This is a genomic window from Pseudomonas sp. AA-38, from assembly GCF_029457475.1.
In the GTDB taxonomy this organism is placed as follows: domain Bacteria; phylum Pseudomonadota; class Gammaproteobacteria; order Pseudomonadales; family Pseudomonadaceae; genus Aquipseudomonas.
Window position 1 is genome coordinate 3,371,512 of record NZ_CP120359.1, and the last position, 15,379, is coordinate 3,386,890.

At 59.2% G+C, this 15,379-nt stretch carries 13 protein-coding genes; 1 reads left to right on the forward strand and 12 read right to left on the reverse strand.

Features of this window, described 5'->3' with window-relative positions; all coding sequences use genetic code 11:
* Positions 1 to 73 precede the first annotated feature (73 nt).
* The 5 genes from PVE35_RS15505 to mhpT all read right to left on the reverse strand — a co-directional run bounded on the left by PVE35_RS15505 (position 74) and on the right by mhpT (position 7,037).
* Entirely contained in the window at positions 74 to 1,306 is a 1,233-nt protein-coding gene (locus PVE35_RS15505; RefSeq protein ID WP_277372326.1) for a thiolase family protein, read from the reverse strand.
* The gene (locus tag PVE35_RS15510; protein ID WP_277372327.1) at positions 1,303 to 3,171 is read right to left on the reverse strand and encodes a feruloyl-CoA synthase; all 1,869 of its coding nucleotides are present in this window, start codon (positions 3,169 to 3,171) and stop codon (positions 1,303 to 1,305) included. Before PVE35_RS15510 ends, PVE35_RS15505 begins: the two co-directional genes overlap by 4 nt.
* Positions 3,172 to 3,302: 131 nt before the next feature.
* Positions 3,303 to 4,745, reverse strand: coding sequence for an aldehyde dehydrogenase (locus PVE35_RS15515; RefSeq protein ID WP_277372328.1), 1,443 nt, complete (start codon positions 4,743 to 4,745; stop codon positions 3,303 to 3,305).
* A 59-nt stretch (positions 4,746 to 4,804) separates the two neighbouring features.
* The gene (locus PVE35_RS15520) at positions 4,805 to 5,635 is read right to left on the reverse strand and encodes a p-hydroxycinnamoyl CoA hydratase/lyase (protein ID WP_024308460.1); all 831 of its coding nucleotides are present in this window, start codon (positions 5,633 to 5,635) and stop codon (positions 4,805 to 4,807) included.
* Positions 5,636 to 5,834: 199 nt separating this feature from the next.
* Entirely contained in the window at positions 5,835 to 7,037 is a 1,203-nt protein-coding gene (mhpT, locus tag PVE35_RS15525) for a 3-(3-hydroxy-phenyl)propionate transporter MhpT (RefSeq protein WP_268182687.1), read from the reverse strand.
* A gap of 297 nt (positions 7,038 to 7,334) precedes the next feature.
* Here mhpT and PVE35_RS15530 point away from each other — a divergent pair, with 297 nt between their 5' ends.
* Positions 7,335 to 8,636 carry an OprD family porin gene (locus PVE35_RS15530; RefSeq protein ID WP_277374896.1) on the forward strand — a complete coding sequence of 434 codons (1,302 nt, stop codon included), beginning with the start codon at positions 7,335 to 7,337 and terminating at the stop codon, positions 8,634 to 8,636.
* Positions 8,637 to 8,737: 101 nt separating this feature from the next.
* Here PVE35_RS15530 and PVE35_RS15535 read toward each other — a convergent pair whose 3' ends face one another.
* The 7 genes from PVE35_RS15535 to PVE35_RS15565 all read right to left on the reverse strand — a co-directional run bounded on the left by PVE35_RS15535 (position 8,738) and on the right by PVE35_RS15565 (position 15,323).
* Positions 8,738 to 9,148, reverse strand: a complete 411-nt coding sequence (locus tag PVE35_RS15535) for a Bro-N domain-containing protein (protein ID WP_277372329.1) — start codon at positions 9,146 to 9,148, stop codon at positions 8,738 to 8,740.
* Between the two features lie 582 nt (positions 9,149 to 9,730).
* Positions 9,731 to 10,711 carry an IS5 family transposase gene (locus PVE35_RS15540; RefSeq protein ID WP_277372100.1) on the reverse strand — a complete coding sequence of 327 codons (981 nt, stop codon included), beginning with the start codon at positions 10,709 to 10,711 and terminating at the stop codon, positions 9,731 to 9,733.
* A gap of 938 nt (positions 10,712 to 11,649) precedes the next feature.
* Positions 11,650 to 12,330: a serine protease gene (locus tag PVE35_RS15545; RefSeq protein ID WP_277372330.1), complete on the reverse strand. Its 681-nt coding sequence runs from the start codon at positions 12,328 to 12,330 to the stop codon at positions 11,650 to 11,652.
* 87 nt (positions 12,331 to 12,417) lie between these two features.
* Positions 12,418 to 13,071 (reverse strand): hypothetical protein, encoded by a 654-nt coding sequence (locus PVE35_RS15550; protein ID WP_277372331.1) that lies wholly within the window; start codon positions 13,069 to 13,071, stop codon positions 12,418 to 12,420.
* Positions 13,072 to 13,141: 70 nt separating this feature from the next.
* Entirely contained in the window at positions 13,142 to 13,762 is a 621-nt protein-coding gene (locus tag PVE35_RS15555) for a hypothetical protein (RefSeq protein WP_277372332.1), read from the reverse strand.
* A 106-nt stretch (positions 13,763 to 13,868) separates the two neighbouring features.
* Positions 13,869 to 14,345, reverse strand: a complete 477-nt coding sequence (locus tag PVE35_RS15560) for a GNAT family N-acetyltransferase (protein WP_277372333.1) — start codon at positions 14,343 to 14,345, stop codon at positions 13,869 to 13,871.
* 249 nt (positions 14,346 to 14,594) lie between these two features.
* A complete protein-coding gene (locus PVE35_RS15565) occupies positions 14,595 to 15,323 on the reverse strand; it encodes a GntR family transcriptional regulator (RefSeq protein WP_277372334.1) in 729 nt (242 codons plus the stop codon).
* Positions 15,324 to 15,379: the final 56 nt, after the last annotated feature.

Below are 15,379 nucleotides of genomic sequence, written 5' to 3' on the forward strand. Positions count from 1 at the left end.
GCCGGCAGGAGCGGATTTATCCGCGATTCTGGCTCGCGCCACGCACAAGCCCTGCCAACGAGGGCGCAGTGCATTACCGACAGGTCGGATTTTCCAACAGCAGCGCCATCCCCTGCCCGCCACCGATGCAGGCGGCAGCGATGCCATAGCGAGCGCCGCGCGCCTGCAATTGGCGGGCGACACTGTGCGCCAGGCGCAAGCCGGTGGCGGCCAGTGGGTGGCCGAGGGCGATGGCGCCGCCATGGCGGTTCAGGCGCGCTGGATCCAGCTCCAGCTCGCGCTGCACGGCCAGTACCTGAGCGCCCTGAGCCTCGTTGATTTCCAGGCTGTCGATGGCATCCAGGCTCAGCCCGGTACCGTCGAGCAGCAAGCGGATCGCCGGTGCCGGGCCGATGCCCATGATCTCCGGTGGCACACCAACCACCGCACTGGCGCGCAGCAAGGCCAAGGGCGAACGGACGCTGCGGGCATCGCCCACCAGCACGGCTGCAGCGCCATCGACCAGGGCGCAACTGTTGCCGGCGGTCTGCACCGAACCGGGGCTGACCGGCGACAGCGCCGCCAAGGCCTCGGCACTGGTCTGCCGGGGATGGCTGTCGCGATCTAGCTGGGTGACCTTGCGCGGCAGGCTCAGGTGGCGAGGCTGATAGCCCGGCAGCTCGAAATGGGTACTGCTCACTGATGCGATCTCGTCGTCGAACCAGCCTTCGGCCTGCGCCGCCAATGCCTTGTCGAAGCTGCCCAGGGCGAAGGCGTCCACCTCTTCACGGCGCAAGCCATAGCGCTGGGCCAGGTTCTGCGCGGTGTCGATCATGGTCTGGGCGATGGCAGGGTCGAGCAGCGCCTCCCAGAGAAAATCCTTGAAGCCCACCGGCGCGCCGAGGCGAAAACCACCGCGGTGCTCGTAGCTGGCGATGGGATTGCGCGACATGGATTCGGCCGCCACGCACAGCGCCAGGCTGGCAGTGCCGCGTTCGAGCTGGTTGCCGGCCTGGCGCAGCAGCTCCAGGCCGGTGCCGCAGATGCGCTGTACCGCCAGCGCCGGCACCTCGATCGGCACGCCGGCGTACAGGCCGATATGCCGGGGTAGCATGTAGGCGTCGAAACTGGCCTGGGCCATGCTGCCGGCCAGCACGCTGTCGACCCGCTCGCCATCGATGCCGGCCCGTGCCAGCACGGCGCGGGCGACATGGATGCCGAGGTCGATGGGCGACACCTGAGCCAGCGGCCCGCAGTAATCGATCCAGGGGGTGCGCGCGGCAGTCAGCAGCGCGACCTGCTCGAAGGCCTCGAACTGGCCCTTCATGGCCGCGCCTGGGCCAGCACGCAATGCGCAGCCGGGTCGGCGTACAGACGCTCGATCAGCTCGGCACGGCGGCTGAGCACGGCGCGCTGGTTGAGCGAGCCCTTGTCGGTGATCTCGCCGGCGTCCAGGCTCGGCGCCTCGCTCATCAGGCAGGCCCAGGCGATATGCGAGGCCAGCCCGGTGGCTTCGCGGTTGAGCTCTTCCAGCAACCCGGCCAACCATTGGCGCACGGGCTCGGCCGCCAGCACCGCTTCGACACTGGCATCACTCGGCAAACCAGCCAGTGCGCGGCAGGCCGGCACGCTGGGGAATACCAGTAGGCCGATACGCTGACGATCCGGCCCGGTGACCACCACGTCCTGCACATAGGGCGCGCCCTGCAGGATGACGCGGGTACGCAGCGGGCCGACGCTGACGAACACGCCGGTGCTGAGCTTGAAGTCCTCGGCGATGCGGCCATCGAACATCAGGCCCCAGTGCGGGTTGGCGGCATCGGCGAAACGCAGGGCATCGCCGGAGCGGTAGAAGCCCTCCTCGTCGAAGGCCTCGGTATTGAGTTCGGCCTGGCGCCAGTAGCCGGGCATCACGTGCGGGCCACGGAAGCGTGCTTCCAGCTTGCCGTCCACCGGCGTCAGCTTGACCTCGCAACCGGGCGCCGGCAGGCCGACATAGCCAGCCACCGACAGCGGCCCGGTGGTGAAGGTGCAGGACGGCGCCGTTTCGGTCATGCCCAGGCCGGCCATCATGCGGATGCGCTCGCCGCAATGCTGCTCGGCCACGCGATCCAGGCGATCCCAGACCGGCTGACTGAGGCCGGCGCCGGCGAAGAAGAACAGCTTCATGCGCGCGAAGAAGCGCTCGCGCAGCTCGCCATCCTGCTCCAGCGCGGCCACCAGTTCCTCCCAGCCCTTGGGCACGGTGAGGTAGGCGGTGGGCGAGATGTCCTTGAGGTTGCGCAGGGTTTCGCCGAACAAATGCGGCGTTGGCCGGCCGTCGTCGAGGTACAGGCTGCCGCCGTTGTACAGCACGATGCCAACATTGTGGCTGCCGCCGAAGGTGTGGTTCCACGGTAGCCAGTCCACCAGCACCGGCGGCTCCTCACCGAATACCGGGAAGGTCTGCAGCAGCATCTGCTGGTTGGCGCAGAGCATGCGCTGGGTGGTGACCACCGCCTTGGGCAGCTTGGTCGAACCACTGGTGAAGAGGAACTTGGCGATGCTGTCCGGCCCGGTGCGGGCGAATGCAGCATCGGCGGCGGCCAGCTCGCGCGGCGCCAGCAGCTCGTCGAAGCGCAGGGCCTGGCGCCCCGCTACCTCGCCCTGTACCAGCAGCAAGGGCATGTCAGCGGGCACCACGGCCTCGATGGCACGGCTGAAGGCGGCGCCATCGGCGGCCATCACCAGCCCCGGGCGCAGCAGGTCGAAGATGTGCTGCAGCTTGGCGTAGTCGCGGGCCACGGTGGCATAGGCCGGCGACACCGGGCAGTACGGCACGCCGATGTACATCGCGGCCAGGGCCAGTTGCAGGTGCTCCAAGTCGTTGCCGGAGAGGATCACCAGCGGGCGCTCGGGGCTCAGGTCATGATCGAGCAGGTGCGCGGAGATGCAGCGCACACGCGCCAGCATGTCTCGATAGCTGATGCACTGCCACTGGCCATCGCCACCACGGCGGGCGACGAAAGTGTGCTCGCCGCGCACCTCGGCCCAGTGCAGCAGGCGGTCGAGCAGGCGTGGCGGCAGTTCGGCCAGTGGCTCGCGGGCCTTGAGATAGACGTTGCCGGTACGCTCCTCGATGTGCACGTCCGGCGAGCCCAGGGCCACCGGGCGATAGCGGGCAGCGAGCGGTTGGGAGGATGCATTGTTCACTTGTTATCACCTCCGGTCGTGCCGGTTCGGGCACGACGCGACGCCGGGGCTTCCCGGCAAACTCAATTCGGGGCGCTCACAGCCCGCTCAAAGACTCACGGGCTGGAGCTATGCAAGGCTGTTCCGATTGTTCAAATCGGGTAATGGCGCGGGCCGTTCTGCATCGTCACCCAACGCAACTGGGTGAAGTGCTCGATGCTCGCGCTGGAGCCGAAGCTGCCGTAACCGCTGGATTTCACCCCACCGAAGGGCATCGGCGCCTCGTCGTGCACGGTCGGTCCGTTGATGTGGCAGATGCCCGACTCGACCCGCTGCGCCAGATTAAGCGCACGCGACACGTCACGGCTGAAGATCGCCGAGGACAGGCCGAACTCCGAATCGTTGGCCAGGCGCAGCAGCTCCTCGTCGCCCTCCCCGCGCAGGATCACCGCCACCGGGCCGAAGGACTCCTCGCGGTACAGGCGCATGGCCGGGGTCACGCGGTCGAGCAGCACCGGCTGCATCACACTGCCGTCGATCTGCCCACCGGCCAGCAGCACGGCGCCCTTGTCCACGGCATCCTGCACCAGGGCCATGATGCGCTCACCAGCGGCGGCGTCGATCAGCGAACCGAGCACGGCCTCACCCGGCAGGCCGGCAGTGAGGGTGCCGACCTTGGCAGCCAGGCGCGCGGCGAAGTCGTCGGCGATGCGCTCGTCGACCACCAGGCGCTCGGTGGACATGCAGATCTGCCCCTGGTTGAAGTAGGCACCGAAAGCCGAGGCGGCCACGGCCTGATCCAGGTCGGCGTCATCCAGCACCAGCAACGGTGCCTTGCCGCCCAGCTCCAGCACTGCCGGTTTCAGGTGTTTCGCGGCGAGCTGGCCGATGATGCGCCCGACATGGGTGGAGCCGGTGAAGTTGACGCGGCGCACCGCCGGGTTGGCCACCAGGCGCTCGACGATGGCAGCGGCATCGGCCGGGGCGTTGCTGATGACGTTGACCACGCCATCGCCGAGGCCGGCCTGCTGCAGCACCTCGCCGATCAGCGCGTGCACCGCCGGGCTGTTTTCCGACGCCTTGAGCACCACGGTATTGCCGCAGGCCAGGGGCATGGCCAGGGCGCGGGTGCCGAGAATGATCGGCGCGTTCCACGGGGCGATGCCCAGCACCACGCCACAGGGCTGGCGCAGCGCCATGGCGAAGCTGCCCGGTACGTCGGAGGGAATCACCTCGCCCTTGATCTGGGTGGTCATGCCGGCGGCATCGCGCAGCATGTTGGCCGCCAGCTTGACGTTGAAGCCGTACCAGTCGGCGGTGGCACCGGTCTCCACAGCCATGGCCATGAAGCGCTCGCGGTTGGCCTCCAGCAAACGGGCAGCCTCCAGCAGGCGCGCACGGCGCTCGCCCGGCCCCAGCGCGGCCCACGCCGGGAAAGCGGCCTGCGCGGCAGCGACGGCAGCATCGGCGTCTTCGAGGGTCGCGGCGGCGACGCGGCTGACGACCTCGCCGGTAAAGGGACTACGGCGCTCGAACACTGCGCCGCCCGTGGCCGGGCGCGACTGCCCGGCAATCAGCAAAGGCACATCGAACATGGTCTGGCTCCATCTTGTGATTGTTATTCAGGGGCGGGCACGACCGCCCCTGGCACAGTTCAGCGCTTGTAGGCTTGCAGGCCCGGCTTGATGCTCTTGTCGTCGAGGAACTGCTTCATGCCCTGCTCGCGACCACCTTCCTTGTCCAGCAGGCGCGACTGGTCGAGCTTGGCGTACAGGTAGTCTTCGTTCTGCTCCCAGGTCAGCTCGCGGCAACGCTTGAAGCCGATCTTCGCCGCACGCATCACCACCGGGTTCTTCTCCAGCAGGTTACGCGCCAGTTCGATGGTGGTCTCGCGCAGTTGCGCCAGCGGCACGCTTTCGTTGACCAGGCCCATCTCGGCGGCTTTCTGCCCGCCGAAGGTCTTGCCGGTCATGATGTAGTACAGCGACTGACGATGGCCAACGGTGTCGGCCATGGCTTTGCTCACCAGGTTGCCCGGCGGGATGCCCCAGTTGATTTCCGACAGGCCGAAGGTCGCTTCGTCGGCGCAGATGGCCAGGTCGCAGGCTACCAGCGGGCTGAAGCCACCGCCGAAGCACCAGCCGTTGACCATGGCGATGGTCGGCTTGGCGTACATGCGCAGCAGCTTCCACTGCCAGGTCGAGGCCTCGCGGCGAATCTTCTCCTGAAGGATTTCCGGGCCGGCGTCGACTTCACGGAAGTATTCCTTGAGATCCATGCCCGCCGTCCAGGACTCGCCTGCGCCGGTCAGCACCAGCACGCCGACGTCGGCATCCTGCTCCAGGGTTTCCAGCACATCGACCATCTCGCGGTTGAGGGTCGGGCTCATGGCGTTGCGTTTTTCCGGGCGGTTGAGGGTGACCCAGCCGATGCCCTCTTCGACGTCGACCTTGACGGTTTGCCAGCGCGATTCGTACTTGCTCATTTGGGGTGTCCTGCATGTGTGGGGTAGATGTGCTCAAGGTAGGCTGAGCATATAGTTATGTCAATTAACTATTTTCGCGAAATGTTCGATCATCGCCCGAATAAATGGTGAGCCACCGAAGATAAAGGTTATCTGGCTAACAAAATCAATGACTCGGCCACTTGGAGCACGGGCGCCGCCAGGGCGCCCTTCCGTCTGCTCAGGTCGCAGCCAAGGTGCGGCGCTCTCGGCTGCCCATGGCCACCACCACCAGCGCCGCCACCAACAGGCCAGGTGCAGCCGCCATCAGCACCCCTGCCGTACCGGCACCTGCGGCCAGAATGTGCCCGGCAGCCAACGGCCCGCTCACCGAGCCCAGGCGCCCGATGGCTACCGCCGCACCAACGCCCGTGGCGCGCACCTGAGTGGGGTAATAGGCCGGTGCCAGGGCGTAGAGCACCAGTTGCGCCGCCATGACGAACACGCCAGCGGCAAAGCCTGCCGAGACCATGCTGGCCAGATTGCTGGACAAGCCGATACCGGCCAGCGCCAACAGCAGGCCCAGGTAGATCGACAGCACCACCGGAGTACGCTGGAAGCGGTCGAGCAGCACCCCGCCGAGCAGCGAACCCAGCGCCCCGCCGATATTGAAGGCCATCTGCACCAGGCCAGCCTGCGGCTTGCTGAAACCCAACTCCAACAGCAGCGACGGCAGCCAGTTGAGCAGCATGTACATCACAGTCAGGGTGAAGAAGTAACTGATCCACAGCGACAGAGTGATGCGCGTGCGCCCTTCGCCGCAGAGGGCCTCCAGGGTCGAAGGCCGTGCCTGCGAGAGATTGCCCTGCTCACGGTTGAAGGCCGAGGACTCCGGCAGCAGCCAGAGCATCAGCGGTGCGATGGCCAAGGGCGCCACCCCACCGACGATGAACACCCACTGCCAGGCCTCTCCGGCCAACATGCCGATCACCGCCGCACCTGCACCACCCAGCGGTACGCCGCAATACATGATGCTGATGGCCGTGCTGCGCTGACGTTCCTCCACGGCTTCCGCGCACAGCGCGATCAGGTTCGGCAGCGCCGCGCCCAGGCCCAAGCCGGTGAAAAAGCGCGCCGCCAGCAGGCCGGACAGGCTGCTGGTATAGGCCGTCCACAGGGAGAAGATACCGAACAGCACCACGGCGGCGACCAGCACCTTCTTGCGCCCGATGCGGTCGGCGACATAACCGCCAAGAAAGGCGCCAGGCAGCAGGCCGATGATACTGGCACTGAACATCCAGCCCATCATCCCCGGCTCCAGATTGAAGGCAGCGCGGATGCCGGCGGCGGCAATGCCAGCCGATTGCAGATCGAGCCCCTCGATCAGGGCGACGATGAAGCAGATGACGATGGTTAGCCGGGATCGGCTCGATGAGGTTGTCATGAGGGGCCTCGCTCTTGTTGTTCTTGTAAGGGAGTCGCAATGAGGCATTGGCAGCCTCGACAAGAAAGAGATTAACAAAGAAAACTAAAAAGACACCCCCACGAAAAACCCACGAAAAAATCTTATAAATCCTTAAAAAACATGTAGATAAATTAATACCAAGGCATGAAGTGAGAAAAGATAGCGGCGTTTTATGGGCGGTAATCGACCACTACAATTTGATAAGACCTCTAATCAATCCCATGCTCCCGAAAAACGGCCGCCTCTCGGCCACCCGCAAAACAACAACAAGAAAGGATTTCGAGCATGTCCAGAGCTTCCATCGGTGCCACCGCGCGTCTGTTCTCAAGATTCATCGCCCTGAGCACGGTTGCCTTGGCCACGGGTGCACAGGCACAAGGCTTCATCGAGGACAGCCACGCCAGCCTGACCCTGCGTAACTACTACATGGATCGCGACTACCAGGATGACGGCGCCAAGTCCGAGGCACGCGAATGGGCGCAGGGCTTCATCCTCAAGTTCCAGTCCGGTTTCACCGAAGGCCCGCTCGGTTTCGGCCTGGACGCCACCGGCTTGCTGGGCCTCAAGCTCGACTCCTCGCCATCGCGCAGCGGCACCGAGCTGTTGCCGGTATCGCCCAGCAGTGGCCGTGCCGCTGACGACTACTCGCGCCTGGGCCTGACCGGCAAGATGAAGTTCGACAAGACCCTACTGCAGGCCGGCGACCTCAACCTGGCGCTGCCCTCGGCCCTGTCCAGCCCGTCGCGCCTGCTGCCGCAGACCTTTCGCGGTGGCTACCTGACCTCCGCGCAGATCGACGGCCTGACCCTGCACGGCGGCTACGTGGATCGCATCGCCAAGCGCAACTCCACCGACTACGAGGCCATGACAGTCGCTTCGCCCAACGGCCGTTTCAATGGCCGCGCCACCACCTCGCACATGGCCTTCGTCGGCGGCGACTACGCCCTGAGCCCGGAACTGACGCTCAAGGCTCATTACCTGGAAGTGGCCGACCTCTACGACCAGAGCTACCTCGGCGCCCTGCACAAGGTTCCGGTCGGCCCCGGCACCCTGAGCACCGACCTGCGCGCCTTCTTCAGCGGCGAGAACGGCAGCGCCGATGCCGGCAAGGTGGACAACCGCCACCTGTCGCTGCAATTCGCCTACGCCCTGAGCGGGCACCGCTGGACGCTCGGTTACGCCCACCAGGGCGGCGACACCGCCACGCCCTACATCTCCGGCACCGAACTCATGGGCATCAGCGAAATGACCATGAGCTCCGACTACCTAAACGCCAGGGAGCGCATGTGGCAGGCCATCTGGGACTACGACTTCGCCACCGCCGGCATCCCCGGCCTGACCGCACGCCTGCGCTACGTGCGCGGCGACAATATCGAACTGGCTGCCTTCAACATCGATGAGCGCAAGGAGCGCGAGGCGCAATGGGAGATGGGCTACGTGATCCAGAGCGGCCCGCTGCGCGGCGTCGGCCTGCGCGTGCGGCAGTCCTTCTACCACAACGACTTCCCCGCCGGCGCCGCCTTCCGCGACGAAAACCAGACACGCCTGATGGCCACCTATACCCTGCCGATCTGGTGAAGCGCAGGTGAGGTGCCTATAAATGACCGGCCCGCCAATTGGCGGGCTGGTTGTTTGTCAGGCCGAAATAAATCCGCTGCCTTTTCAAAGGGGACGGCCGCTCATGCAGGCCGGTAAGGCATCCAGGTATCACCTTGCCAATGCAGCAGCGACAAGCCTTGGCGGTTTTCGCGCCTGGGTCGGCGCTCACCGGGCTGTTGGGCGTCACGCAGCATGGGCACCACGTCGGTGGTGATCCAACGACGGATACAGCGATTCTCCGGGTGGTAGTAGTGGATCAGCACGGCGTAAATGCCGGACTCGCTGATGAGGCGCGTAGTTTCCGGCTGACCATGGGTGTTGAGCACCACCGCGTCGAGTAGCTGGTCGGTATCGAGCGAGCGCATGACACGCTCGTCCAGATGCGGCTGGCCAATCAGCCGACCAAGATCCGCTGCGCAAAACCAGCATTGCTGCTCGATCAGCAGGGCACGCAGTTGCCTACGGTGCCGGGTGAAGGTCTGTGGAATCAAGGTTTCGCCGCAAAGGGTAGGTATCGCGAGAGATGTAGATTGAGTAGGCATATCCATTACCTCTGGAAGCTTTCTTAGGGCTTGATTGGAGTCGGGAGCTAAGAAACCCACCAGAGACGGGCCGGACGTATTCCCCTTTCGGGTCTTGTATTAGCCCACTCCCGACAGCACGGAGTTTTTCTGCGGACGAAGCAAAGCCGCGAACGCAAAAAAGCCGCAAAGCTATCGGGTGCGGAATACCGCTCTGGTAAGCGTTTCTTAGGCGCCGACACCAGCGTAGGGAAATGGGCGGAAGCGGTCAAGGATGGCATGTCACGTAAAGCTAGGAACCCTTTTCACTCACCATTGATGCTGGCCATCCGGACTTAATACGAATTTGTGAATTACACCTGCGTTTGGCCAAGGCTGGTTGGATAGGCTTTCCCCCTGCGCCTAGGGAAGGTCTGAAATAGGCCGCTATTTCTGGCCGACTTCGGCCACTGCCGATTTTGAAAGAGTCCATCTGATCGAAAATGCTCAGATAACCCGCTTGTTTCTCCGTTTCTGACCTCCGCAATCAACCTGCGGAGGCCATTTTCCACATTACAGACGCACCTCTCCTGCACCCACCAACAAATATCGGCGTGCCATCCACAGGTTCGACAGAGCGAATAACGTCACCATCTGGACGGTGTTCTTCGCCAAGCCACGAAACCGCACCTTGGTGTAACCAAACTGGCGTTTGATCACCCGGAACGGGTGCTCAACCTTCGAGCGGGTCTGCGCTTTGGCTTTCTCGAGGCTGCGGTATGCCTTGTACAGTGCACTTTTCTTGCCGTGCTTTTCGTACGTGCTGCGCCGAGCCGCGATCTGCCAGATGACCTGGCGCCCCTCATGCTCCTCGCGCTTCTCGACGCCCGTATAACCGGCGTCAGCCGCCACCATGTTCTCTTCGCCATGCAGCAGCTTGTCCACCTGGGTGACGTCCGCAACATTGGCGGCTGTGACATGGACGTGGTGCACCAACCCCGACTCCACATCGACCCCGATATGTGCCTTGGCACCGAAGTAGTACTGGTTGCCTTTCTTGGTCTGGTGCATGTCGGGATCGCGTTTGCCTTCCTTGTTCTTGGTCGAACTGGGTGCATGAATCAGCGTGGCATCGACGATGGTGCCTTGACGCAAGGACAGGCCACGGTCGCCCAGGTAGCCATTGATGACACCGAGAATGCCGACAGCCAGGTCATGCTTCTCCAGCAGTCGACGGAAATTGAGGATGGTCGTTTCGTCCGGGATACGCTCCAGGCTCAAGCCTGCGAATTGGCGCAGAATGGTCGTTTCATACAGGGCCTCTTCCATTGCAGGATCGCTGTAGCCGAACCAGTTCTGCATCAGGTGTACCCGCAGCATAGCCATCAACGGGTAGGCCGGCCGACCGCCTTCACCTTTGGGATAATGCGGCTCGATCAGTGCCACCAACCCCTTCCAGGGCACAACCTGATCCATCTCGATCAGGAACAGCTCCTTGCGGGTCTGCTTACGTTTACCGGCGTATTCGGCGTCGGCGAAAGTCATTTGCTTCATTGAGAAACTCGGGCAACGGGATTGGCCTATTTCACCAGAAACGGGAGGTCTTCTTCAGACTTTCCCTAATTGCTGAAAAGCGCGCAGCGGTTTCGGGTTATGATGGACACACTTGTCATGTGTGCGCCTTCAACTCTCGGTAAAGATTACGCAAAATTTTCTTTTCTTCTTCACTATCAGATAGCGTTCCTCGCAACGCGGTATACGCCAACTCTTTCACAGCAAGGGTACTTTTCCCTATTACAGAGATTAAATCACCATACCGATGCCACCTGATTCCTTTTTCTTTGAACACAAACTGGAAAGAATGAGCATGATCTTCTCCGTAAATTCGGATCTGATGATGCTTGTAAGAAGAAAAAATATATGACTTAAAACTCTTCGTAATTCCTCTTTCCCATTCGGACTTATGAACGAATTTGCTTATTGCCTGATACAAGTGAATGACACTACTACTCAGAAGCCGATCCTCTCGAGTAAGGTGTTCGATACATGTGCTTCCAACCACCATGTAACCCCATTTTGGATGGTAGGTTAAGTGCTCGTACCGAATCTCAGCGCCGCATCCTTTCCTTTCGCAAGTGCCCTCAAGTCCACCTAGATCATAGATTGATAGAAGAGTCCATCCTCTATCGGGCTCAATAAGCCCGTGTTCCTTGGCGTGGCACCCCTGGCACAAGGTTAAGCAATCGCTAAGGGCATATTCCCAAGGTTCCTTTCCAATCACGTAAATTTCGTGATGAACCTGCAGTATGGCATCCCTAGGCCCTCTACCGCACTGAAGGCACTTATAATCATCCCTTCGCTTTACCCTCTCAGAGAAAGCGCGCCAGTCTGCATTGACGTAAATCCTTTTCGATTGACTCATCATTGACTCGAATGACGACGTTTTTTACAAATAACGCTGCCGACACGCGCTTGTCGTGTGCTCGACCTCGTTATACCGGCAATTCGTACCCAATTGGATTGGCTTCAATTAAATCGACGGCGTGCTTTATGCCATAGGTTATTACGATGCCCGTGTTTGCCCTGAGTTCTAACGGAACAGGGTACCCATTCTGATACACAGGTTCTTCTGCGTATCTATATCCTGAAATAATAGAGCAAACTTTGTAATCGCCAACATTGCTTTTTTTGAAAATAACAGGCCCTCCGGAGAAGCCCGGATTATTTATTCCATCAAGATAGTATATCTGGACACCCTCTTCAAAAAGCATACACGAAACGATCCCCTTCTTTACAAATGGAATAGGAAAATCTCTATTCATTGGGCCTACATCAGCAGCCATACCATACGGAAACCCTAAAAAGTACACATCTTGACCATACATCATGCCGGCAGATGTTGGCTCAAGCACATACACTGGCGAAATTTGTTGATTCGCTGCCAATACCGATACATCCACTTCCCCTGCGCAATGACCAACAACAGTCACCGGCATATTTTTCCATGCGTTTTGATGAAATATTTCGATACTCGACCCTTCAGTAAGGCCGGACGCAACATGACGAGCGGTAACAATATACTGCTTATTCTTAACGTCAATTGTGAAGCATGTACCGGTAGAATCGCCGATTTTGATATGAAATGTTCTTTGAATAGCGTTAGTTGTGATCATTCATGCCCCCTATGCATAAAACTCGCATTTACGCGCTGACCTGGAGCGGAACTAAAAGGCAGCTCAACAGCATACCGTTATTAGAAACTATATTTTCAACCATCTCTTCGCACTTTTAAACCAATTAGGCTCCGGGTCTAAATAATCTAAAATATCCACCTCTTCTAGAACGCCCTTTTCCGGCGATACTTTCCATATTTTCTGCTTGATAAAACCTGGTTGATTCCACAAATCATCTAGGTGATTTATGCCAGGTTCAAGAATCACATAAAAACGATCATCCCTAAGCTTACTGCCCTTTGCGTAAAACATATCATGAAAAGTCACAAGTAGATATGGCACATAATTCAGCGCCAACCCTTTATAATCCCAAATCCCTTTATCAGTCGCCTTCGCAACAAGCTCCTTGAACTCTGGGTATTTTAATCCATCAACTATTGCACTGCAGCAAGCATAAATTAAATATGCGTTATCTTTTACCTTTTGACGCAGAGCTTTCCCTGATTCTTTATCAACCTGGGTCGCCGGAAGGTCTTCATATTTCTTCCTATTTTTCTTTATGGTTGGACAAGATGAGCCTTTTCCATGCCAGAAATGGATAGAGGTTCCGATAGAAGTTTCAGCCCGGAGCTCTATCTCAGAGTTACAGACCTCACATAGCCCTACTTTTTTTCTACGTTCATGAAACCAATCCGCTTCTTGTATTGCTCCGCTATCAGGATCTACTGCTCGGAATGACATTGAGCCTCCGTATGGTTTATAAGGGCAGCCAAGGCTCAGCAGTGCGGCACTGCCTTCTGACTGTTTTTTGTTAGCTGCAATGTTCCGCGAGGTACTCTTCATAAGGCAAGTAATTTTTAACACCCTTTGCCTTTCTATTTCTACCAAGAATCGTTTTATCAATTCTATTCTGTATAAAAAAGCACAAACTATAAAACCTATCTAGCGGCACCATATCCCATTTCGCGCCAAACTCTCTTTTTATACTACTATAAAATACTGGATACTTAACGTTCTCCCTCCCAACATCGGCAGCCTTAAACTCATGATAACGATCTATCAAGTACTTTGCATAATTTCTATGATTAACACTTGACGAGACGGTTCCTTGAGGAGCTGACACTATTACACTTCTCTTTAGCGTCCTGACATGAACAACATTAGCAACGACACCACCATCATTAGTACCATTAAAATTCAACACGTTACCATTGCTTGAGTTATCAACCTTTTCCTTCACATCATCGAAAAATTTCAAAATTTCCAACTCAAGTCCATTCCTACGAATAACCTCACAAGCCTTTTCAATATCCTGACTCTCCCCCAATAGCCTCGGAAGGCTGCTGTCTATTTTTGAGAGTCCTTTTCCTACATAGTGCCCAATAGCACCACTTGCCAATGCATTAGCTAAAAATAGCAGCAGAGTTTCCATTATCACCTCAATATTCACACACGACTAATAGCAGCTATTTTTTAGCTAAGAATCCGACTTTAGACGATCCAAAGTAAGCGAAGCGAATGGTGGCTTGAACCAATTTTTATGACCTTACATATAGGGTCAGGAGGTAATCTCCGTGCTCGCTTTTGTAAGGCTGCCCGAGCCTTGAGAAGCCAAATTGGCTGAATAAGTAATGCATAGATGCATTATCTTCCCGCGTGGTGGCAAAACACGGTTTTTCAGCGAGTAATTCTTTGATCACCTCCATTAAAGCTCGGCCGTAGCCTTTCCCTCTTGCCGCATTGGAGACATACAGCCATCCTAGCTCATATCTATATTTGTTTTGTTCTGCAGCGTTAGATTTTTTAAAGACGCCAGCTTTATATGCTGCATTAGGATTTTTTATCGCCCCAACAGCAACACACTCATCGTCATTTATAAAGATAAGTTTTTCTGCACATTTAATACGATGGCGCAATCCCTCTTGCGAAACCTCACCACCTGCAAGAACCAATCGTTCAAATGTCTTAAGCTCTGCTTTACTGCAAGCACTGGGGGATTTGGATATTCTTTCCATGCGTCTAGTCATAATAGTAGTTAGATAGAAAGCGGTACTAACACGATAGTAGAACGTTCCATCTAACTCCGCACCATGCCGTTACGCCTGGCACTGAAAAGCCTTCCAAATCATAGCTTTATCAGCAGCTCTCAAACGCTTTCCACCATAGCGCTCACCGAATAGGAGGTCTGCACGGCTCCCGGATTGCATCCGGGCTACGCAGCTCGAAGCAGTTGGATGGCTAGGCCGTTGTAGAAGAGGCTCTTGCTACTCCGCCTTTTGAGCGCCCCGCTGTATCACCGTCCGCCCACTGCTAGCGCCCTCCTCCGTGCCGAACAACCGGGCGTAGCGCAAAGTGGCGTTGGCGTGTTCACGCATGATGCCTTCAGCGCGGGCGCCCTGGCCGGCGAGTACGGCGTCGACTGCAGCGTGGTGTTGCAGGTGGGCGAAATTGAAGCGGCGGTATTCGCGATCCAGGTGGGCGCGATCCACCGCCAGGGCGCTGACCGAGGCGAACGGCAGGTGGTCGTTGCGCGCCAGGGCGGTGGCGATGGCCGGGTTGCCGCTGGCTTCCACCAGCGCCTGGTGAAAGCGCAGGTTGATGTCGTGGTAACGGGTCAGGTCTTCTTCGCTCAGGTAGCCCTTGTCGAACAACTGGTCGCCCTGCGCCAGGCATTCCAGCAGCACCGCTCGCACCGCCTCGGATACGCCGCGCTCGGCGGCCTGGCGCGCAGCCAGTCCTTCCAGCACACCGCGCACTTCCACCGCGCCGGCCAGTTCCTCTTCGCCCAGTTGGCGCACCGCGTAGCCGCGCGCGCCATGGCGAATCAGCAGGCCTTCCTGCTCCAGCACGCGAAACGCCATGCGTACCGGCATGCGCGATACGCCCAGGCGCTCGGCCGTGGGGATCTCGGCGATGCGCTCGCCCGCCGCCAGGCTGCCTTCAGCGATCATCTGTCGCAGCAGCGCCAGCACCCGTTGTCCCGGTCCGCTCATGACTTCCCCTTATTGGATCCAATGGCGCCAGTCTACGGCAGCCAATGGCCAGGTCA

Coding starts and splice junctions, on each gene's coding strand:
- PVE35_RS15505 (WP_277372326.1), bottom strand. CDS start 1,306: ATGAAGGGCCAGTTCGAGGCCTTCGAGCAGGTCGCGCTGCTGACTGCC.
- PVE35_RS15515 (WP_277372328.1), bottom strand. CDS start 4,745: ATGTTCGATGTGCCTTTGCTGATTGCCGGGCAGTCGCGCCCGGCCACG.
- PVE35_RS15520 (WP_024308460.1), bottom strand. CDS start 5,635: ATGAGCAAGTACGAATCGCGCTGGCAAACCGTCAAGGTCGACGTCGAA.
- mhpT (WP_268182687.1), bottom strand. CDS start 7,037: ATGACAACCTCATCGAGCCGATCCCGGCTAACCATCGTCATCTGCTTC.
- PVE35_RS15540 (WP_277372100.1), bottom strand. CDS start 10,711: ATGAAGCAAATGACTTTCGCCGACGCCGAATACGCCGGTAAACGTAAG.
- PVE35_RS15545 (WP_277372330.1), bottom strand. CDS start 12,330: ATGATCACAACTAACGCTATTCAAAGAACATTTCATATCAAAATCGGC.
- PVE35_RS15550 (WP_277372331.1), bottom strand. CDS start 13,071: ATGTCATTCCGAGCAGTAGATCCTGATAGCGGAGCAATACAAGAAGCG.
- PVE35_RS15555 (WP_277372332.1), bottom strand. CDS start 13,762: ATGGAAACTCTGCTGCTATTTTTAGCTAATGCATTGGCAAGTGGTGCT.
- PVE35_RS15560 (WP_277372333.1), bottom strand. CDS start 14,345: ATGGAAAGAATATCCAAATCCCCCAGTGCTTGCAGTAAAGCAGAGCTT.
- PVE35_RS15565 (WP_277372334.1), bottom strand. CDS start 15,323: ATGAGCGGACCGGGACAACGGGTGCTGGCGCTGCTGCGACAGATGATC.